Source organism: Bacillota bacterium (genome assembly GCA_013178415.1).
Taxonomy (GTDB): Bacteria; Bacillota; SHA-98; order Ch115; family Ch115; genus Ch115.
The window spans coordinates 32,209-51,664 of record JABLXA010000005.1; the positions used below are offsets into that span (position 1 = coordinate 32,209).

A 19,456-nucleotide genomic window follows, 5' to 3' on the forward strand; every position below is an offset into this window, starting at 1 on the left:
ATCTCACCTCTCCCTGGGCGGTAAGACACGATCAAGAAATTCTTTTAGAGTCTCCCTACGGTCTACCTGCCGTCCAATGAAGTAGCCTGTACCTACGCAAATTGCCAAAGAAATCGCGTCAAACCATCCGAAAAATATCACTACAATGCCGATTATGAAGCCGAAAAATCCCCCAAGCACCTTCCCCGGATGCTCACTCAGGATACGCCATAGTTCTTCCTTCGGTGTCCGCATGCTGGTTCCCCCCTGGACTTGAGCTGAGAGGGCCCGCTACTCGACCCTGGCTCTCGATTCAGCGCCGGAAATGTTCTTGACGCTGATCCTGGTACTCAGGGTGTTTACCCCAACGGTATCTCGCATATAGTGCTCGATCCGTGATTGAAGCTCCTCACATATCGCGGGGATATTCGTATCCGGGGCGACCATTATAGAGAGTGAAGCCTGGATCCCTTCCTCGCCTAAATTGACGGTAGTCTCAACTTCCCTTACCCCTGATACCTGACGGGCCACCCGGCGTATCAAGTTCTCTATGGCAATCAGCGATATCCTCACCTCTCCAAGGCTTGTCCCTCTGACAATGGCTCTATCGTCCTGAAACCTACCGGCCCCGAGCCTGAGCAGGAGGAACGCCAGGAAGAGAATGGCGCAAATGACCAGGATTATGCCCGGACGTGCTCCGAGTGCTTCCTGTTCAAGGAGTCTTTCCAACCAGTATAGGGCCTCATGCCTTATAAGGGCCGCTGCCAGGACAAAACCCTCGGCGAACAGCAGGACAGACACTATGACAATGAGTAGCCTGTCCAATGAAGTCATGATAGTTTGCTCCTTTCGAGATAAATAACATATGACCAGATATAATCCGCCCGCCAACTCATTTTATTATCTCACTCGCGGCGCTTCCTGCTTTTCCTCTTGTGGGAAATGAACTCCCTGGACGTGAACGTTTATTTCCACAACGCTGCGGCCAGTCATGCTCTCGATGGCCTTTTTGACATTCTGCTGCACAGCCCACGCCACTTCAGGGATCCTTACGCCATATTCTACAATGATGAATAGATCCACCGCCACTTCCCGCTCGCCAACCTCCACCTTGACACCCTTGGCAAGATTGCGGCGTCCTAGGACCTCTGCGATGCCGCCGGCGATGCCCCCGCTCATTCCCGCAACGCCTTCCACCTCAGTGGCCGCAAGCCCTGCTATTATGCCCACTACTTCATTGGCGATCCTGATTGCGCCGAGACTTTCCTCATTTACTCGGTCTGTCCTCTCCACAATGCCACCCCCATCCCAGAAGGGGGTAATAATCCCCCTGCAACTATACTATACCAATATGACCGAATTATAACAGATCTTGCCGAAGATATTCAGCTCCAATGCAGCTTATTACATCATCGTCAGAATGAATCTCAGCGCGACGGAATGCGTCACACCTCATGATCCCGCGATGCATATTCACATTCGTGGAAATACCCTCCACTATCAATTCATCGAGGGCGCGCTCCATACGCGCGATGGCCTCACTGCGATCCCTTCCCCATGCTATGACCTTCGCAACCAGGGAATCATAGTTGGGCGGGACAGATGCCCCGCGATAGAGGGCCGTATCTACCCTGATCCCGGGGCCACCTGGCAGGTGCAGGTCTGTAACCGTTCCGGGCGAAGGAGCGAAATTCCGGGCGGGATCCTCGGCGCAAATACGGCATTCAATGGAATGCCCTTTGATCTGAATATCATCCTGGCGGATGGACAAGGCTTCTCCCGATGCGATGAGAATCTGCTCCTTGACTAGATCTACCCCTGTAACCATTTCAGTAACCGGATGCTCAACCTGAATCCTGGTATTCATCTCCATAAAATAGAAATTCCCATCCCCATCCACCAAAAATTCCATGGTCCCTACACTTGTATATCCAACCGCCATTACCCCGCGCATAGCCGCCTGCCCCATCTTTTCCCTGAGATCGGGCGTGACACAGGGTGACGGAGCTTCCTCCACAATTTTCTGATGCTTCCTTTGAAGGGAGCAGTCCCTCTCTCCGAGGTATGCACAATTGCCTTTCTCATCAGCAATTACTTGTATCTCCACATGGCGTGGATGCTCGATGAACTTTTCTACATAGAGGGCAGGAGTCCCAAACGCCGCCTGGGCCTCTGCCGCCGCAAACTTTACCGCCTTTTTGAGTTCGGCTTCGCTCCGCGCTATTCGCATACCTTTGCCACCGCCACCGCCTGCAGCCTTCACAATGACAGGATAACCGGATTTCGCAGCAAATCTCAAAGCATCAATCTCATTGGATATTGCCCCATCCGTCCCAGGGATGACAGGAAGGCCAGCCCGAACCATGGTGGCTTTCGCCTGAGCCTTATCACCCATGCGAGAAATGGCTTCCGGTGTTGGCCCGATGAATTTTATCCCATGAGCCTGACAAACTTCTGCAAAAAATGAACTCTCCGCGAGGAAACCATACCCCGGGTGTATGGCATCTGCCCCAGTGACCAGAGCAGCGCTTATGATGTTTTGTATATTCAGATAGCTTTTGGAGGCCGGAGCAGGACCCACACATACAGCTTCATCTGCTAATTGAACAGGCAGGGAATCCACATCGACGTCTGAATAGATGGCTACTGTCGATATTCCGAGCTCGCTGGCCGCGCGAATCACCCGCAATGCGATTTCCCCTCTATTTGCCACGAGTATCTTACGAAACACCTGCTTCACCCCGCACAACATCTCGGCCGACCGTTCTGAAAATGCGGATTGTCCCGCAAATAAAAGGATTCTCTAAATCCTTTCAAGGACGAAAAGGACTTGTCCATATTCAACAGGCTGGGAATTTTCCGCCAGGATTTCGACTACCCTGCCCTTGACTTCAGAAACGATCTCGTTCATGACCTTCATTGCTTCGATTATGCATACCGGCTGGCCGGCTTCCACCACATCGCCTATTTCTACATAAGGATCAGCGCCAGGCGATGGTGAGCGATAAAAAGTCCCTACCATGGGGGCCGTGATAGTCATAAGATCTTCCCTGGTCATCTGCCTGACGGATTTCTTGCCATCGGCAGGAACGCTCACAGAGGCCGCCGGTATCGCGTCTTCGATGACTCTCTCCGCGACATTCACCGCATGATTCACGCCGGGAGCCCGCTTTATGCGGAGTTTTATCTTACCATCCTCGATCTCAATCTCGGCAATGTCTGTATCCTTTATCGCTTCAATGAGCTCAACAATCCCTTGTCGCATCTCTTTCAAATCCATAAACGGCGATCGTCAAGGCGACGATCAACACCCCCTTTGCCACAGCTGGCTTTCTTAGTATTCACCGTAAAATGATTATTTCCTTCTTCCATTATCTGATGCCAGCCGGGGAAAGAGAAACCAGTCGATGCTGCGGCTATAGCTGCGGGTCTTGCTGACCATGATCTATAACCATGATCCATATCATCATGATTTATGCTCAATTATTGAGATTCTGTCCAGCGGAATTCCAGCGACACGCGATACTATATCGCCTATCTGGCTAGCAACCGCTGCCGTCAATCCACTGGTGGCCACGATTACATCGCAGGAGTTATCATTTATATAGACTAATGCATCTTTAAACCCCTTCGCACGGAGCAAGGACTCTACTCTGGCTTCCTTTTCCATCCTACTCGTAAGGGACGCGAGATCCTGTTCTGCTCTGGTCCTTGACTCCTGCGTGGACTCCTGACTGTGCGAGATCTCTTCAAGCAGTTCTATCCGCCTGGACCTCACTCTATCGCGCTCGAGACGGGCTTCGGCAAAGAAATCTTGCTCAATCCCCCCGGAGAGCGCTTCTTGTGCAGGCAGCGATGCAGGCTCGCTCTCTTCCTGTGGAGAAGGCGTTCTGGAAAGATACATCCTTGCGGCGACAACCACGGCTAAGAAGATCAAGCAAGTCCATATAAGGATCTTCTGCGAAAGGTTCATGCGATCCATACCTACTTCCCCCTCGGAAAGACGATTACTTTATGCTCAGGGATCCCCAGCGCCGTTGAAGTGGCTTGAGTAAGGGCGAATTTCACCCTGGAAATAGTGGCGCCTTCTGCCACCACTAATACACCCCGAATCCGTGGGGTAATGCTCTTTTTGACCACCGGTTGGTCGGGATTGCTTGACTGTCCTCGCGAAAGCACTAGCTCGCGGGATACCCTGGTTTCAGTATTTGTCCGCGCAATGCCCTTTTCATCTCTGTCCTCTGTCATCCTCCTTTCTTCCTCGGTATTATCCGCAAAGACTTTTTCCCCATCATCCTCGAGAAGAATGAATACATCAACCTTTCCCGCCCCTGCCATCCTGGACAGCATGGAGGACAATTTGGCCTCGAGATCTCCCGTGGAGCGGGTGAGATTCCCTGAAATGACAGGCGTCTCCTCGCTGGCCTTGTCTATAGCCGCCACCCCTCCCGTCGGATGGATACGGGAATCCCGGCTCCTATTTTGCGGACCTCCTGCGATCAAAAGATAAAGCCCGAGGAGCCCGAGCAGGGCGAGCCAGGAGAATTTCTTCAGATCGGCCTCGTTCAACGATCCCAGCTGTCCCCCCTTTAGCCTTTCAATGAGCTTCTGAGTCAACGTTGGTCTTTTGCTCTCCATACCTTATGCCTCCCGATGGAGAAAATCTAGCAGCGACCTTGACTAGGCTAGGATCGATAGAATAGAAATCTGAGATGGCCATTGCTACATTGGATATGGTTTGCGCTCCTCTGTCATTGCCTTCGCCGTCGAAGGGCGAAAAAAGAATCACTTTAATGCCATGTATTTCGCCCCGTGGTGAGACTTCAACCGAGACCCGGGCATCTCGGGGCCTTGATGCTAGAAGGGCTATTGCCCTCGCCTGACGCTCAACTTGCTCTTTGAATCCTGAGCGAATACGTTCCGTGCCAGCCTGGGCGACCTTTGCACCGCGCTCGACATAGGATTGTACATCGCCCAGATGCTGAAAGGTGGAGGCTGCTCGGCCTTCGATAAAATCTGTCGAAAGGAAATCCGATCGAGAAAGATCAGCCGCGGATCGGAAAATGGCGGCTTGAATGTCAGGTATCGGGCTTAGAATGGCGCCCATGATGGAAATTCCGACGACGACACGGACTACACGCCTCAGGCCCCCGTATGGAAGCATCGTTTCAATGAATCCGAGGCAGACGACAAGTATTATGATATCTTTCACCCATTCTTTGATAGCATCTGCCATATGAACACACCCAGCCTTCTCGCCGTGCTCATGGTCATGAGCGCGAATATGCTGTAACAGATGCAAAACCTGAAAGCATCCCGATAATGACGAAGAACATCAATGCAACCAGTCCCACGACTACCGCTACCATGGTAAGGCTATTGCCCAGTGCCCCCAGGGATTTGGCAATACGCTCATCTCCAAGGGGTTCCACCAACGCGGCCGCCAACCTGTACATCACTACTACAGCAAGGATCTTGACGATGGGTTCGAAACAAATGACAAATACACTGAGCAGCCCAATGACCTTGAGACTATTTTGAATCAAAAGGGAACAACTGGCAGCCACACTGACTGCATCAGAGAATAGCTTGCCGATGACCGGAATGAAAGTGCTTGCCAGAAATTTAGCAGATCGAACTGCGACTCCATCTACCGCCGAGGCCCCAGCCTCCTGGACCGTGGCTATGCCAAGAAAGATGGCAAAAGATAATCCCAAAACCATCGCCGCAGCTGCACGGAATAAACCGGCCAGCTGGCTTACATGCACACGGTCTGATGTCATTCCTAGCACCTCGAAGAGGCCCGAAGTGAAAATGGCAGGAAAGGCAAATCTGCTTACAATATTGGCAACCATATTTGTCGAAGCCAGAAGAAGTGGGCTCAAAACGCCCACCTGGGCAATGCCTCCAACGGCTGCCAGCAGGGAAAACATTGAAGGAAGAAGCACGTACATAAGAGATGTCATGCTAAAGATGGCGCCTCTCGCTATGCTGATAGTTATTCGAAAGCTATTCAAGCCTATCAGAGCCAGTACCAGGAACGAAACCCATCGCGCGACATTGGTGACACCCTCGGAGCCAATCCCGGCCACAAGCGCCGTAAGAAAGTTGCATAGGACTGCAAGGCAGACTAGTTGGCCAAGAAGGTGCATGTTCGCCCTCAACTCACGAAAGATAATAGCAATTATGCCTGTCCCCACGTTTGAAGGTCTCATCCTGGGAGCGAGACCCGGACGCCTTAAGATCTCAACCAGGCTTACCTCGGGAAGATATTGTTTGACGCTCTGGTCAACCTCTCTCAAAAAGCCTTCCAGTTCTGATGTGTCAAGAGCCTTGAGCTGCTCCTCGAGGATATCCTGGACCGCGGATTGAGGCGTTTCCTGAGCGTATGTCGCCCCAGCCATAGCCGGGCTGATGAACAAAATGATCAATGAGACCATGATACTGCGCCTGCAGCGCATGAAGAACCTGGCACTGAAGGTTGCAATAAAAGCGCAGCGGAGCAAAACTGCAATAAAAGCGCAGCGGAGCTCTGTATTTGGGCTTCTGTTTATTTGTATCATAGCCCCTGCACTTTCACTTAGACTCATATAAGCCGCCTCAGTCTAGGAATTTCACCACAGTATCGAGAATTGCCGCCATAACTGGCAAGGCCACTAGCATAATTGCCACTTTACCAGCGAACTCTATCTTCGCGGCGATAGCATGTTCGCCGGCATCCCTCGAGATCTCCGCGCCAAATCCCGCAACATAGGCGATCCCAACAGCCTTCAACACGCTTGCGAGATAAACGTTGCCCATCCTGGTCCCGCTGACAAAATCGCTTACAACGGAGATCAAATGTGTGATATACGGGATCATATACATGAATATTGAGATGCCAACCATGACACTGAGGGCCATGGCAATCTCCGGTCTTTGAAGCCGAATGAGGACGATGAGCACCGCTGCCACGAGACATACGCCTATTACTCTGATGACATCCATGTGCCCACCCCCGGCTACCATAACCTGAACACTGCAGTTACGGTGTCAAAGAGTTCGCCGATCTTCTGAATTATCATGAGCAGAACGACCACGGTGCCGGCAAGAGTAGCGATAAAAGCATAGTCCTTCTTGCCGACTTGTTCTAAAATCATGTTTATCACGGCCACAAGTATGCCGATACCCGTTATCTTGAAAATCAAATCGATTCCCGGCATCGCAGCACCCCCAGATCATGCCTGGTTTTGACAGAATACGCCTGGCCCAGGCCGAGCTCATCCAGATCCAGCAGTACATATCCGGATTCGACAGTATATGTGCGATCTTGGCATTGCATGTTTGATCCTGGCAACGCACGTCCAGTGTCAGAAGCGCATGTCCCGCCTTAGTAAAAGAGGAGCACGACTATTAATCCTGCACAAATCCCGAAGTATTGATAGAGCCGGGAATTCTTATCCAGGTCCTCCACAGCGAATTCTTCACGTTCCTCCAGCAAGTTTTGTATATACCTGAAATGCTTTTCCTGATCTTCGCGGGATACTGAGCTGAATAGATCTCCTAATTCCTCCAGGATTTCTAAATCCTCTTTTTTCAAGCGCATATTAACCGATTGACCTCTCAATGCCAAATGCCAGGCCTCTTCCGGGGCAAGTCCGGACATCGAGGCGAGATGATCAGCCGTTCTTTTGAAGATAATCCCGGTGCCGGGGGGAAGCAGTGTAGAGACTCGTTCTAAAGCAGATGGCAAGAGAGAGGCAGAATATAACATCTCTGTCTCCAAGAGCTTCAGGCCTCGCCGGATTTCTCTGAGCTGCGAGACTCTCAACATTAAGGTTCTAGATAGCATAAAACCGGTCAGACTGGAGGCCATTATTGTAAGCAGAGCCCCGATGAATCTTGCCATTTTCCTCCCTCCCTGTCCTATTCCCCTTTCGCTGACCATCTGTCACCGTGCTATGCCCCATTTTCCTGAAACCTGAACCTCCCCTCCGACTCCTCGGTCCGTCATAGCTCTTTCTATTTCCCCGTCAAGATCGCTGAGACACCGCCCGGAATTGTCATATATACCTGATATCGTGCCCGGAGACGGTACCCTGCTTAAGAGCACTATGCGTGGAAATGCCCCTTCTTCCAGTAACTCCATAAAGCCCCGGCGGATGCACAGTTCCTTTAAGCTCCCCGCATGAGCTGTGGCAAGTACGCTGACACCGGCATTCAATGCCTCCCTCAAAGCCTCCAAATCCTCCCGGCCACCAATCTCGTCCGTGGCAATGACAGAAGGGGAAAGGGTCCTGAGGGCCATTATCAAACCTCGGGCCTTGGGGCACCTATCCAACACTACTGTGGTAGGACCTACGTCTAGTTGTGGTTCCCCCTCATGGCATGCAGCAATCTCATTTCTTTCATCTATGACAGCTATATTCGAACCAGGAAATCCTAAACGTGAAATGCCGTAGCTTGCCTGCCTGATCATATCTCGCAATATCGTAGTCTTGCCAGCCCCTGGAGGAGAGATGATAAGCGTTGATAGCAGTGATAGACCATCCTGCGAAATGCAATAGGGCATGATGGCATCCGCGCATCCTTTTATCTCCCTTGAAACACGGAAAATGAAGCCGGTCACCTCTCTGAGGGTGAATCCACCATCACGCCCTAACGCCATTTTTCCGGCAAGTCCGACTCGGTGCCCTCCTTTGAGAGTGATGAATCCATTTCTGAGTTCCTCTTCCAATGCATAGGTTGATCCGAAGGTCACAATTTGAAAAGTCTTTCTGGCAGTATCATGATCAAAAACAAATGCCTCATCAGGCCGCTGCACGATGCTGCCATGTTTCCCAAGAAACCATCGGCCCTGCGGAGTTACTAGGGTCACAGGCCTACCTGCTAGCGCCCTGATATCCAATATTTGACCCAGGGTTGCATCGGGCAGCGATAGAAGCTTCTCCCGGACTGGTGAAGCAATATATGGCGCAATCTCCTTTCTTATGCGGATCGAGGCTGCGATCTCGACCTTCACTATCTCCCACCCCTGCCAGGGCATGCATCTCCTATTGTTTCCTTGCAGATCACAATAGACCCTTCTTAAGGCATATTTAAGATGCTCCTTCTCCATTCCTCTTAATTTGGACAAATGAGTTGCGCAAAATATCGACGCTCTTCTCGGTGTCGCGGCGAGGTCTTCGACAGGTCGGGCCGGTTTTGATAGATCTTCGGTCGATTTCACCACCACCAGTGTGACGAAGATTTGGGCAGGTCTCGCTGAAAAGTGACGATATTTTCGCCAGTGTAGGCGAAAAGGTGGAAATATATCAGCCACCCTGAACCGAAAGGTGACGATCATCCAGCCAGCCTTCGCTCGATGCTCACGCGATCTTCGCCATCTCAGAGAAATGGCCCTAATCCTTAGCATATATAGAAGATATTTGAAGCGGTGACTAGCATATCTCAGGTTCTACCAGATAAATGGCTACTATGGATTTCAGGGTGGATCTATCCTTGATTTATGGGATTTGATTCCATGGACACCATTAGATAGTATGGCTATGAGAAGGCATCAAGCAGAAGTACATATGCCCATGATAATGAATATCCTTCCACATCGTTACCCTGGAGCTTGAGATAGGTGGTCCCTTGTGACATCCGCCCATGCATTTCAGGTGCATCGCCCTTGGAGGTGGAGGATAGTTTGGACAACAGCGCGATAGATCGTAGCGTAAAGGTACTGGCAAGGCGTTATCCAAGAGATTTTGCAGGACTTTTGCTAGGGAGTAGCGAAGGAATTGACGCAGAGATCATTGAGAACCCGGAGGTAAACATACCCCAAAGGAGGGGAGACTTTATCTGGGTAGTCAAGCGGGGGAAGGAAAGGGCCATATTACATGCAGAGTTCCAGCTTAGACATAATAAAGCCATACCAAAGAGGCTATTTGCGTATAATGCATTTTACTCAGTGACCTATGATCTTCCTGTGATTTAGCAGTATTATATCTTGAGAAGAAAGACTATGAAAGGCTTCCCACGGAGTACATGGCGAGATTTGGCGGGAGAGGATATAATGCATTCAGTTACCGGGTCATCAAACTATGGGATCATGTGGAGGATATAGTGAGAGGGGATCTGAGGGCGCTTGCGCCGCTTCTTATCTTGGCATCGGAAGAGAGGAGCATTGAGGTTGTTGAATAGCCAAGGAGCTCATTAGTCAGGAGAAAGATATAAAGAGACGTGCGGATGCATTGTCAGTGACTATGATGGTGGCAGAGAGGTATCTTGATAGAGACGTATTGCTGAGACTCTTCAGGGGGGATTTAGCCATGCTAGTGAAGGAATCAAGCTTTGTGCAGGATTGGATTAATGAGGGGAGACGGAGAGGTCTGGCTGAGGGAATAAGGAAAGGCGTTGAACAAGGGATTGAAAAGGGAATTGAGAAGGGGATTGAGAAGGGTGAAATCCTGGCTTTGCAAAATGCCATATTAGATGTACTTGAGGAGCGGTTTGGGATGGTGGATGAAGGTTTAGGGAGACAATTGCGAGCTGTTGATGACTTAAAACTTTTGAAATCTCTGCACAGGATGAGCATCAAGGCCTTGAGCGTAGACGACTTTCGGGCGGAGATAGCAAAGACCCTGCCCATTCAATGACCACCTGGCCCATTCGACATGGAGGAGCGTAAGAGACTCTCAAAGCCGGGCAACCAGCAGCGCAATATTTGGGCACTCCGCCAATTGAAGGCCCCTTTCAGCATTGATCAGGGAAGACTAGTATGGAGGGGTTGGGATACTCCTCCCGGCGGCATTGGTCCGAGGCCTTATAGCCTGAGGGCCGAGGACCACTGAGCAGCCCCGCAGCAGGGCTGCGTCCGACGGGAGGAGTATCCATCCCCTCCGCCACCTCGGATCACAGAGCGACCTGCAGCAAGGTCGCGTCCGATGGGACAATACCACCATCACCTAGCCACGCCGCGTCCATCAGGGAAACATCGCTGACCCGAAGCTGCTGGCTAACACCATAAAAGAGGGACAGGCATCGCTAGAGTCTCTCGAGATACTGGTCCGTCCTGGTATCCACCCGGATCAAGTCCCCGGTATTAATGAAAAGTGGCACCTGCACAACCGCTCCTGTTTCGAGACGTGCTGGCTTTGAGCCTCCCTGCGCAGTATCTCCCCTTACGCCTGGATCAGTTTCTACTACTTTGAGATCGACGAAATTCGGAAGCTCAACCCCTATAGGAGCGCCTTCATACATGAGAATGCCGAGTACCATGTTTTCCTTGAGATACTTAACAGCATCGCCCAGCTTTTCTTTGTTCAGCGTCATCTGTTCGTATGTCGCTGTATCCATAAAATAGTAATCATCATCTGAACTGTACAGATATTGCATCTCCCTGTAATCTATATGGGCCCTCGGAAGCTTCTCCCCCGCCCTGAAGGTTCTCTCGATCACATGCCCGGTTTTTACATTCTTGAGTCTGGACCTCACAAAAGCTGATCCTTTTCCTGGCTTGACATGCTGGAAATCAACTACCTGATAGACTTCACCTTCCACTTCTATGGTGACACCCGTCTTGAAGTCATTTGTGCTTATCATATATTACCACCTCGCAGCTGAATCAGTCGCTATAAATCCCTGATGCGTCACCAGGCACATCGCCGTCGGACGCGAAGTCCGACCAACATTGACACCAGACGCGGGGCTTAGCCAATTTCTATGAGATCCTTCGTTGAATGTGTAAGGATTTCAGGGCCATCTCCATGGACGACTACAAGATCCTCTATTCGTACCCCTACCCAATCTGGAATATAGATCCCGGGTTCCACGGTGACTACTGTCCCTTCAGGCAAGGCGACAGGATATGACTCAGATAACCGCGGAAGCTCATGTACGGCCAACCCGACTCCATGACCGAGAGCATGACCGAAATAATCACCATATCCAGCTTCAATGATGACCTTTCGTGAAGCCTGATCGGCCTCCTGTCCTGTAAGACCTGCCTTCAAGGCATCAAGCCCGGCCTGCTGCGCCTTACGCACAATATCGTATATTTCCTTCGCCCTGGCGTCAATCTTGCCAATACCCACTGTCCTGGTCATATCAGCGCAATATCCGTCCATCATAGCGCCAAAATCCATTACCACCAAATCGCCGGGAACCAATTTCTTGGTGGATGGTTTGCCATGGGGCAGCGCGCCTCTATGCCCGGAAGCCACTATCACGTCGAACCCCATCTTGTCGGCACCATTCTTGCGCATGAACCATTCTAGCTCCAGCGCAACATCGATTTCGGACATACCCGGCCTCATAAAGCCAAGGATATGTGAAAATGCCTCGTCTCCGAGCCTAGCCGCCCTAGATATTCTCTCGATCTCGGATTGATCTTTCACAATGCGAAGGGATTCAACAAGCCCCTCTCTGGGCAAAAGCTGTATCTCGGCGCCTAATTCGGATGCCAGCTTCTCGTGAAGGTTCCATGTGAGATAATCCGACTCAAACCCAACAGTCTTCGCGCCAAGGCCCTTCACCACCCCGGCAATAGCGGGCGCTATCTCCTTTTCGTGTTTTTCGACTCGAAACCCTGGGCGCAACTCCTCTTTTGCCTGAGTCATATATCTAAAATCAGTCACCAGAGCGGCATCCTCATGGCCAATGACCAATATGCCCGACGAGCCAGTGAAACCGCTCAGATAACGTCGGTTCTCCGGCTTCAAGACAATATAAGCGTCAAGGCTTTGTTCCTTTAGCAGGGCACGAAATCTCTTCAAGCGACTGTCCATTGAAAACTAACCTTCTTTCTCAGGAAGGAGCTTTGCAATTTCAGCTATGATCTGCCGGGCGATATATATCTTCGGCATTCTGCCGCTGGAAATTGTGCTTCCGTCACGGAAAATCATAATTACTTCGTTGAAATCAGACTCAAAACCCGAATCTCGCCGACTGACATCATTTGCCACTATGATGTCAAGGTTCTTCTCCCTCAGTTTTCTCATGGCATATTCCACGACATTTTCAGTTTCTGCGGCAAAGCCCACCAGCAATTGATTCTTTTTCCTAGCCCCAAGATCTCGAAGGATGTCAACGGTGGGGGAAAGCCTTATGGTGAGCTCTCCTCCGGTCTTCTTGATTTTACTGGCAGCATAATCTGCCGGAGTGTAGTCTGCAACCGCCGCTGCCATTACCACACAATCACTCTGCCCAAAGTATTCCAAGACTGCTCTATGCATTTCCTCGGCGCGCTCCACCTTTACGACCTGACATCCAGGAGGATCAGGAAGCGCGACAGGACCCGTCACCAAGATCACACGTGCTCCAGCCTCAGAAGATGCGTTCGCCAGGGCATATCCCATCTTTCCGGAAGAACGATTGCTTATGTATCTCACAGGATCTATGGGTTCTCTTGTTGGCCCGGCCGTCACAAGGATGGTCCGTCCAGAGAGAATCCCATCTTTCCGGTCGCCCATGCTGAGAACTTTCTCGACCTCTTGTAATATTCTGTCGGGATCGGGCATACGCCCGATCCCGACATCCCCGCAAGCAAGATGGCCTGTATCTGGCGTCATGAAGAAATACCCCAAGGCCTCCAGCTTAGCCTTGTTAGCCTGGAAAATGGGGTTGAGATACATGGCCTCATTCATGGCGGGAACGATCAGCACAGGGGCACGGGTAGCCATTACCGTAGTCGTCAGCAGGTCATCCGCAATGCCCGATGCCAGTTTGCCCACCAGATTAGCTGTGGCCGGCGCTATCAGGACTAGAGAGGCAGCCTTAGCTAGGGAGACATGCCTCACATCCCATTCATCCGGCTCCACAAACATATCATACGCCACAGGATTCCCAGACAAGGTGCGGAAAGTGAGCGGAGCCACGAATCTAGTGGCAGCCTCCGTCATCACCACGCGGACACTTGCACCAGATCTGCGAAGGTGGCTCACTATTTCACAGGTTTTATATGCTGCTATACCCCCTGTAACCCCTACCAGGATGGTCTTGCCTTCTAGATTCATGGCAATAGGCCTCCCTACACAACAAAACCGCAAAATAAATGGCCCTGACCTATAAAAGGCGCCTTCCAGGCGCCGCCATAGCCTTTACTTAATAGATGGCTTTGGTTTTTCGATCCTCACTTTACCATCATATATTTCATTGATAGCCCGGACCACAGGCTTGTCCATGACTTCGTCGAATGGCCTGGTTGGGCTGCTCATCAATTGCCGGGCACGCTTTGCCGCCGCGACCACCAGGGCATAACGGCTTCCTACCCTGTCAATGAGTTCGTCAAGCGTAGGACCCTGCATATCACCTGAAACCTCCATTTGGACGTGCTTACCTTCTGAGATCATCAATAAATTCCCTGCATTCACACCTCTTTACCCTGCACCTCTCTGCATAGATGATATTCATCAAGGCGGATACTGCCTTTTCCTTATCATCATTAACAATAACATAATCATAATCAAAAACCGCCTCGAGCTCCTCCCTGGCACAAGAAAGCCGGTGCCTTACGACCTCCTCAGTGTCAGAACCCCGCAAGATAAGCCTCTTTTCCAGCTCAGAGAGACTGGGAGGCAAAAGAAAGACGAAAACCGCGTCTTCCCATGTCTTCTTTATCTTCATCGCTCCCTGGATGTCTATGTCTAGTATGACATCCTGACCTGACGCCGTCATCTTTTCTATGTACTTCCTCGGGGTTCCATATCGATGCCCATATACGGTAGCCCATTCAAGAAAGTCCCCCGATTTGACCCTCTGCTCGAACTCCTTCTCAGATAAAAAAAAGTAGTTCACACCATCAACCTCACCAGGACGGGGCGGCCGAGTGGAGGCAGAAATTGAATACCTCAAATCTGGCACTCTGCCGAGAACCTCACCTACGATCGTATTCTTGCCTGCCCCTGAGGGACCCGACAGCACTATCAAGAAACCGCGGCTCCGTCTGAGAACCAGTGGATTTGCCGGGGCTGGATCCGATCCCTGCCCAATATGAAAATCGCCGCTCATTCTACCCCGAATCTCCATCCTTTGAAGGAAGTCGGTGTGCCACTGTCTCCGGTTGGACAGCTGAGAGGATCACATGATTGGAATCAGTCAAAACCACGGCTCTGGTTCGCCGGCCATAAGTCGCGTCAATCAACATCCCGCGGTCACGCGCCTCCTGAATTATGCGCTTTATGGGGGCTGATTCTGGACTTACGATAGCTATAATTCTATTGGCTGCAACAATGTTGCCGAAACCTATATTGACGAGTCTAATCTCCATTCCCGTCACCTCTCGATCTACTTTGCCAGTCTTTTCAGGAGGGCTTCTCTTTGCCTGACCCCAAGGCCCTGGATTCGACGGGATTCATGAATTCCGACCTCAGCCATTATCCTACGGGTCTTCACCCTTCCAATCCCGGGCAGTGATTCGAGCAGGTATGTAACTCGCATACCTGAGATAACATCATCATAGGGAGCACTGAGTATGGCCTGTAGAGAAAGCTCGCCATCTTTGAGACATTCTCGGATCCTGGCTCTTCTGGATCTCATCTCCTGAGCCTTTTTGAGACCCAATAGCTTTTGCTCAGAAGTCAAAACCGGCAGCGGCACCATCAATCACCCCCTTATTCGATATTCTGTACCTGCTCCCGCATCTTCTCAAGCTCAGCCTTCACCTCGACTACTAGCTGGGCAATGGGCGCATCCAGGGACTTTGCCGCGATGGTATTGACCTCACGGTTGAGCTCCTGGAGCAGGAAGTCCATTTTCCTGCCGACAGGCTCCTTTAGATCCAAGACCTTCTTCAGTTCAAACAGATGGCTCCCCGAACGAACTAGTTCTTCCGTAATATTGCTCCTCTCCGCGAAAAGAGCGACCTCCATCGCCATCCTAGCCTCATCTAATGGCGTATCTCTGACAAGCTCAGCCATTCGCTGCTGTATTCTGACACGATAGGCCCCGATGACCTCAGGCGCGCGTTCCGCGATTCTCTTTATAACTTGCTCGATCCTATCTATTCTATGTATGATATCTTCCTGCAGTCGCTTGCCCTCCGACATTCTCATTTCTATCATAATCTCTATAGCCTGCGCAAGACATTCCTTCACAGCGGGCCAGAGGATTTCCGTATCTATGGTTTCCGGTTCAATTGATACAATGCCCGGAATCGACATCAGGGCATCGACGGCGAGGTCAGCATCATCACGCCCGAGGAAAGCGGAAAGGTCTCTGAAGGCGTCAAGGTATGCTCGGGCCAACGCCTTGTTGACCCTGACAATTGCTGGGGCGCCAGCCGCATCCGAGATGGATATGAAGACTTCCACATGCCCGCGGGAAACCCGACGGGCTACTTCGGACCTGATCTTTTCTTCAAGAGGGGCAAGTTCATGGGGAGCCTTTATACATATGTCTAGATAACGGTGATTCACCGATCGCACTTCCACTGCGATAGTCCGATCTTTGAGCGATAGATGAGCTGAACCGTAACCCGTCATACTAGAAAGCATGCCATATCTTCACTCCCTGGCCACTATTCTACTACAATGAGTTCCGATGATACAAGTAGCTTAGAGAATCGGATACCCTGAAACTTCCGAAAACCCTACCCTGGATCTCTCCGCGGCCGAAGCTGTGAACGCGCGACTACGCGCGATTGGTAGAAACTAGACCCTGACCATGGAAAAACGTCGGACAACTGCTCGTTTTATTTGCTGCGCTACAAGAGTGAGAGCGCCAGACCAACCCGAGAAGATGAAAATTATGATCCAATCCAATATCTCAAGGGGACAGGTGTAGAAAAGCTTTTGCAGATAAGGGATATACATGACAACCAGCTGCATCGAAACTGATATCATGACAGCACCGATAAGATAAGGATTGGATGTCAAGGATAGATCTCTAGGGACGTAGGCATCTGATCGGCAGTAGAAAACATAAAGCAGCTGTGAGAAGACCAAAGTAGCAAAGGTGGCAGTCCTGGCCCTCGTCAAATCGCCACCGGTCACAAAGAGTTCCAAGATGAACACCGCGATTGCGGATAGCCCTATAAAAGCACCTTGGGTCAAGATCTTGAGGCCAAGTCCCCTGGCGAAGATGCCCTCTTCGGGATCCCTGGGCGGTCTCAGCATAGTGGTTTTATCCTTGGGTTCAAGCCCCAAAGCAATAGCAGGCAGACCATCTGTTACCAGGTTCATCCATAGGATCTGCGCGGGCACGAGAGGAATGGGAAGACCAAGAATTCCGCCAAGTATCATGGCAAGGAGCTCTCCTGTGTTGCATCCAAGCAAGTACCTTATGAACTTGCGTATGTTATCATATATGGCCCTACCCTCTTCAATGGCCGCTACAATGGTCGCATAATTATCATCGGCTAATACCATGCTGGCCGCTTCCCTCGTGACATCAGTGCCGGAGAGCCCCATAGCTATTCCGATATCTGCCTCCCGTACAGCAGGCGCATCGTTGACGCCATCACCGGTTACGGCTACGATATGCCCTTTTCTTTTGAGGCTCTTCACGATGCGAAGTTTATGGTGGGGTGAAACACGTGCAAAAACTGAGATCGACTCGACTCCCGTATCCAACGCTCTGTCAGACATTGCATCAAGAACTTCACCGGTTACGACTCTTTGCCCCGAGCTCAAGATCCCCAAAGATTGGGCGACGTTCCTGGCGGTGCCCTCATGATCCCCAGTTATAATTACTGTGCTGATCCCTGCGAGGCTGGCAAGGGTGATAGAGCGTTTCACCTCATCCCTAGGAGGATCCTCCATTCCCATGACGCCGGTAAAGATCAGATCTGTTTCTATAAGAGATTCGTCCTCAAAGGAGGCGATCTCACCCTTCAATTCGCGATAGGCAAATCCCAAGACCCGAAGCCCTTTTCTAGCCAATCTATCACATGCATCAGCGATCTCTCGCTTCCTATCGTTCGTGAGAGGGAATACCTTTGGAAGGCTGCCTGGCCTACTTACAAGAACCGAACCGGATAACCTCAACAGGACATCCGGTGCACCTTTCACGAAGGCGATCGGCCCGGATTTCCCTTTCACAATGACGGTCATGCGTTTCCTTTCCGACTCAAAAGGTATCTCATGGAGCCAGGGCTGGGAGAGAGAAAGCTCCTCCTGCCAAAGTCCAGCTTTGGCCCCGGCTACCACCAAAGCCCCTTCTGTCGGATCTCCTATGATACTCCAGGTTCCTTTCCCATGGCTTCGAGTACGGATTCGTATATTATCTCGCATGGCCCCCTTTCGCCCAGATCCTCTCCAAGACGGACCAATAACTATGCCATCCCTTGCCAGCTTTGCATTGTTGCATCTCACTCCGATCTCCAGGAGCAGTCTCAGATGTGAATCATCAATGGGATCGATGACCCTACCCCCTTCCCAGAATTCCCCCTTTGGATCATAGCCTGTTCCTGTAACTTGAATCTCCCTGCCGGGGAGGTAGATTTCCGTCACAGTCATTTCATTCTTTGTCAGAGTCCCAGTTTTATCCGAACAGATCACCGTCGTGCAACCTAATGTCTCGACGCTCGCTAGTTTTCTCATTATCGCCTTACGTCTGGCCATCCTTTCAACTCCAAGGGCGAGACAGATGGTAACTATGGCAGGCAACCCTTCGGGAATCGCCGCGACCGCCAGTGTGACTCCGGCGAGGAGCATAGGCAGGAGGCTCTCGCCCCGGAGAACGCCCAGAAGCACAATGACAGCGCACAATGCCAGGCAGATGAAGACCAGATGTTTACCAAGCTCACTTAATCGACGCTGGAGCGGGGTCTCCTCACTTCTGATCGACTGAATGAGCCCGGCTATCTTCCCCATCTCCGTAGCCATTCCAGTTGCAACGACTATCCCCTGCCCTCTTCCCCTGGTGACACGGGTACCCATATATACCATGTTTCTACGATCCCCCAGCTGGGAAGATGGTGGCAACATGTCAAGGGCCCGCTTCTTTACGGGGATGGACTCTCCCGTGAGAGTGGATTCCTCCACCTCAAGACTTACTGCTTCTATGATTCGCGCATCAGCCGCGATTCTGTCACCGGCTTCGAAAACTAATATGTCCCCCACCGCGACCTCTCTTGCGGGAACTTGTTGAATACGACCATCGCGTTTTACATGACATGTGGGCGCGGCAAGCTCCTTGAGGGCCTGCATGGTCCTTTCAGCCTTCCGCTCCTGTATGAAACCCAGGATACCATTCAGGAGAACTATGGCGATGATAGTCATGGCATCAGTCAGCTCCCCAAGGTATCCCGAGATCAGCGCACTCGCAATGAGGACCAGGATCATGAAATCAGTAAACTGCATGATGAATTCTTTGATTGCAGAGGTCCGCCTTACCTCTTTTAATGTATTAGGCCCATTATGCGCGATGCGCCTGTGCGCGTCTCTCGTTCCTAGGCCCTTAGAAATGCTTGTCTTTGTGATCTTTTCTATATCAGCGATTCTCATCGAATGCCATGGCTTCTGGGACTGAGCCAAGAGATCACCCCCGCAGAGGTTTTGTCCTGTATGAATCC

Annotated in this window: 25 protein-coding genes; 3 read left to right on the top strand and 22 right to left on the bottom strand. The window is 51.1% G+C overall.

All coding sequences use genetic code 11. The annotated features are described in order from the left end of the window. Positions 1-3: 3 nt before the first annotated feature. The 13 genes from HPY52_05825 to spoIIIAA all read right to left on the bottom strand — a co-directional run bounded on the left by HPY52_05825 (position 4) and on the right by spoIIIAA (position 8,980). A complete protein-coding gene (locus HPY52_05825; GenBank protein NPV79779.1) occupies positions 4-234 on the bottom strand; it encodes a DUF2273 domain-containing protein in 231 nt (76 codons plus the stop codon). A 36-nt stretch (positions 235-270) separates the two neighbouring features. After that, positions 271-813 (bottom strand): alkaline shock response membrane anchor protein AmaP, encoded by a 543-nt coding sequence (gene amaP, locus HPY52_05830; GenBank protein ID NPV79780.1) that lies wholly within the window; start codon positions 811-813, stop codon positions 271-273. A 66-nt stretch (positions 814-879) separates the two neighbouring features. Beyond that, positions 880-1,275 carry an Asp23/Gls24 family envelope stress response protein gene (locus HPY52_05835; protein ID NPV79781.1) on the bottom strand — a complete coding sequence of 132 codons (396 nt, stop codon included), beginning with the start codon at positions 1,273-1,275 and terminating at the stop codon, positions 880-882. Between the two features lie 64 nt (positions 1,276-1,339). Continuing rightward, positions 1,340-2,710, bottom strand: coding sequence for an acetyl-CoA carboxylase biotin carboxylase subunit (gene accC / locus HPY52_05840; GenBank protein ID NPV79782.1), 1,371 nt, complete (start codon positions 2,708-2,710; stop codon positions 1,340-1,342). A 72-nt stretch (positions 2,711-2,782) separates the two neighbouring features. After that, positions 2,783-3,259: an acetyl-CoA carboxylase biotin carboxyl carrier protein gene (accB, locus tag HPY52_05845; protein NPV79783.1), complete on the bottom strand. Its 477-nt coding sequence runs from the start codon at positions 3,257-3,259 to the stop codon at positions 2,783-2,785. A 186-nt stretch (positions 3,260-3,445) separates the two neighbouring features. Then, entirely contained in the window at positions 3,446-3,961 is a 516-nt protein-coding gene (locus HPY52_05850; GenBank protein ID NPV79784.1) for a SpoIIIAH-like family protein, read from the bottom strand. Positions 3,962-3,963: 2 nt separating this feature from the next. Next, the gene (locus HPY52_05855; protein ID NPV79785.1) at positions 3,964-4,617 is read right to left on the bottom strand and encodes a hypothetical protein; all 654 of its coding nucleotides are present in this window, start codon (positions 4,615-4,617) and stop codon (positions 3,964-3,966) included. Continuing rightward, positions 4,577-5,215: a hypothetical protein gene (locus tag HPY52_05860; protein NPV79786.1), complete on the bottom strand. Its 639-nt coding sequence runs from the start codon at positions 5,213-5,215 to the stop codon at positions 4,577-4,579. The genes HPY52_05855 and HPY52_05860 overlap by 41 nt, the downstream gene beginning before the upstream one ends. 34 nt (positions 5,216-5,249) lie before the next feature. Further along, complete coding sequence (spoIIIAE, locus tag HPY52_05865) at positions 5,250-6,569, bottom strand: stage III sporulation protein AE (protein NPV79787.1); 1,320 nt, start codon at positions 6,567-6,569, stop codon at positions 5,250-5,252. 10 nt (positions 6,570-6,579) lie between these two features. Next, positions 6,580-6,966, bottom strand: coding sequence for a stage III sporulation protein AD (gene spoIIIAD, locus HPY52_05870; GenBank protein NPV79788.1), 387 nt, complete (start codon positions 6,964-6,966; stop codon positions 6,580-6,582). A gap of 14 nt (positions 6,967-6,980) precedes the next feature. Continuing rightward, positions 6,981-7,181: a stage III sporulation protein AC gene (spoIIIAC, locus tag HPY52_05875; GenBank protein ID NPV79789.1), complete on the bottom strand. Its 201-nt coding sequence runs from the start codon at positions 7,179-7,181 to the stop codon at positions 6,981-6,983. A 167-nt stretch (positions 7,182-7,348) separates the two neighbouring features. After that, the gene (locus HPY52_05880; GenBank protein NPV79790.1) at positions 7,349-7,867 is read right to left on the bottom strand and encodes a hypothetical protein; all 519 of its coding nucleotides are present in this window, start codon (positions 7,865-7,867) and stop codon (positions 7,349-7,351) included. A gap of 42 nt (positions 7,868-7,909) precedes the next feature. Further along, positions 7,910-8,980 carry a stage III sporulation protein AA gene (gene spoIIIAA / locus HPY52_05885; protein ID NPV79791.1) on the bottom strand — a complete coding sequence of 357 codons (1,071 nt, stop codon included), beginning with the start codon at positions 8,978-8,980 and terminating at the stop codon, positions 7,910-7,912. Between the two features lie 669 nt (positions 8,981-9,649). Between spoIIIAA and HPY52_05890 the strand changes: the two genes are divergently transcribed. Genes HPY52_05890 through HPY52_05900 form a run of 3 tightly spaced genes read left to right on the top strand, consistent with a single transcriptional unit; the run spans position 9,650 to position 10,601 of the window. After that, the gene (locus HPY52_05890) at positions 9,650-9,940 is read left to right on the top strand and encodes a hypothetical protein (protein NPV79792.1); all 291 of its coding nucleotides are present in this window, start codon (positions 9,650-9,652) and stop codon (positions 9,938-9,940) included. A 50-nt stretch (positions 9,941-9,990) separates the two neighbouring features. Then, positions 9,991-10,146: a hypothetical protein gene (locus HPY52_05895; GenBank protein NPV79793.1), complete on the top strand. Its 156-nt coding sequence runs from the start codon at positions 9,991-9,993 to the stop codon at positions 10,144-10,146. A 50-nt stretch (positions 10,147-10,196) separates the two neighbouring features. After that, the gene (locus HPY52_05900; protein ID NPV79794.1) at positions 10,197-10,601 is read left to right on the top strand and encodes a hypothetical protein; all 405 of its coding nucleotides are present in this window, start codon (positions 10,197-10,199) and stop codon (positions 10,599-10,601) included. 388 nt (positions 10,602-10,989) lie between these two features. Here the strand turns inward: HPY52_05900 and efp are convergent, their stop codons facing one another. The 9 genes from efp to HPY52_05945 all read right to left on the bottom strand — a co-directional run bounded on the left by efp (position 10,990) and on the right by HPY52_05945 (position 19,418). Beyond that, positions 10,990-11,547: an elongation factor P gene (efp, locus tag HPY52_05905; GenBank protein NPV79795.1), complete on the bottom strand. Its 558-nt coding sequence runs from the start codon at positions 11,545-11,547 to the stop codon at positions 10,990-10,992. A 107-nt stretch (positions 11,548-11,654) separates the two neighbouring features. Continuing rightward, positions 11,655-12,731, bottom strand: a complete 1,077-nt coding sequence (locus HPY52_05910; protein ID NPV79796.1) for an aminopeptidase P family protein — start codon at positions 12,729-12,731, stop codon at positions 11,655-11,657. Between the two features lie 6 nt (positions 12,732-12,737). Continuing rightward, positions 12,738-13,958 (bottom strand): bifunctional phosphopantothenoylcysteine decarboxylase/phosphopantothenate--cysteine ligase CoaBC, encoded by a 1,221-nt coding sequence (gene coaBC, locus HPY52_05915; protein ID NPV79797.1) that lies wholly within the window; start codon positions 13,956-13,958, stop codon positions 12,738-12,740. A gap of 84 nt (positions 13,959-14,042) precedes the next feature. Next, positions 14,043-14,249, bottom strand: coding sequence for a DNA-directed RNA polymerase subunit omega (gene rpoZ, locus HPY52_05920; protein NPV79798.1), 207 nt, complete (start codon positions 14,247-14,249; stop codon positions 14,043-14,045). 28 nt (positions 14,250-14,277) lie between these two features. Next, complete coding sequence (gene gmk / locus HPY52_05925) at positions 14,278-14,898, bottom strand: guanylate kinase (GenBank protein ID NPV79799.1); 621 nt, start codon at positions 14,896-14,898, stop codon at positions 14,278-14,280. Positions 14,899-14,953: 55 nt separating this feature from the next. Continuing rightward, positions 14,954-15,211, bottom strand: coding sequence for a DUF370 domain-containing protein (locus tag HPY52_05930; GenBank protein ID NPV79800.1), 258 nt, complete (start codon positions 15,209-15,211; stop codon positions 14,954-14,956). Positions 15,212-15,228: 17 nt separating this feature from the next. After that, positions 15,229-15,540, bottom strand: coding sequence for an integration host factor (locus HPY52_05935; protein ID NPV79801.1), 312 nt, complete (start codon positions 15,538-15,540; stop codon positions 15,229-15,231). A 14-nt stretch (positions 15,541-15,554) separates the two neighbouring features. Next, entirely contained in the window at positions 15,555-16,436 is an 882-nt protein-coding gene (locus HPY52_05940; protein ID NPV79802.1) for a YicC family protein, read from the bottom strand. Between the two features lie 156 nt (positions 16,437-16,592). Continuing rightward, a complete protein-coding gene (locus HPY52_05945) occupies positions 16,593-19,418 on the bottom strand; it encodes a cation-translocating P-type ATPase (GenBank protein ID NPV79803.1) in 2,826 nt (941 codons plus the stop codon). Positions 19,419-19,456: the final 38 nt, after the last annotated feature.

Coding starts and splice junctions, on each gene's coding strand:
- HPY52_05825 (NPV79779.1), bottom strand. CDS start 234: ATGCGGACACCGAAGGAAGAACTATGGCGTATCCTGAGTGAGCATCCG.
- amaP (NPV79780.1), bottom strand. CDS start 813: ATGACTTCATTGGACAGGCTACTCATTGTCATAGTGTCTGTCCTGCTG.
- accB (NPV79783.1), bottom strand. CDS start 3,259: ATGGATTTGAAAGAGATGCGACAAGGGATTGTTGAGCTCATTGAAGCG.
- HPY52_05850 (NPV79784.1), bottom strand. CDS start 3,961: ATGGATCGCATGAACCTTTCGCAGAAGATCCTTATATGGACTTGCTTG.
- HPY52_05855 (NPV79785.1), bottom strand. CDS start 4,617: ATGGAGAGCAAAAGACCAACGTTGACTCAGAAGCTCATTGAAAGGCTA.
- HPY52_05860 (NPV79786.1), bottom strand. CDS start 5,215: ATGGCAGATGCTATCAAAGAATGGGTGAAAGATATCATAATACTTGTC.
- spoIIIAE (NPV79787.1), bottom strand. CDS start 6,569: ATGAGTCTAAGTGAAAGTGCAGGGGCTATGATACAAATAAACAGAAGC.
- spoIIIAD (NPV79788.1), bottom strand. CDS start 6,966: ATGGATGTCATCAGAGTAATAGGCGTATGTCTCGTGGCAGCGGTGCTC.
- spoIIIAC (NPV79789.1), bottom strand. CDS start 7,181: ATGCCGGGAATCGATTTGATTTTCAAGATAACGGGTATCGGCATACTT.
- HPY52_05880 (NPV79790.1), bottom strand. CDS start 7,867: ATGGCAAGATTCATCGGGGCTCTGCTTACAATAATGGCCTCCAGTCTG.
- HPY52_05895 (NPV79793.1), top strand. CDS start 9,991: ATGGCGAGATTTGGCGGGAGAGGATATAATGCATTCAGTTACCGGGTC.
- efp (NPV79795.1), bottom strand. CDS start 11,547: ATGATAAGCACAAATGACTTCAAGACGGGTGTCACCATAGAAGTGGAA.
- HPY52_05910 (NPV79796.1), bottom strand. CDS start 12,731: ATGGACAGTCGCTTGAAGAGATTTCGTGCCCTGCTAAAGGAACAAAGC.
- coaBC (NPV79797.1), bottom strand. CDS start 13,958: ATGAATCTAGAAGGCAAGACCATCCTGGTAGGGGTTACAGGGGGTATA.
- rpoZ (NPV79798.1), bottom strand. CDS start 14,249: ATGCAGGGTCCTACGCTTGACGAACTCATTGACAGGGTAGGAAGCCGT.
- HPY52_05930 (NPV79800.1), bottom strand. CDS start 15,211: ATGGAGATTAGACTCGTCAATATAGGTTTCGGCAACATTGTTGCAGCC.
- HPY52_05940 (NPV79802.1), bottom strand. CDS start 16,436: ATGCTTTCTAGTATGACGGGTTACGGTTCAGCTCATCTATCGCTCAAA.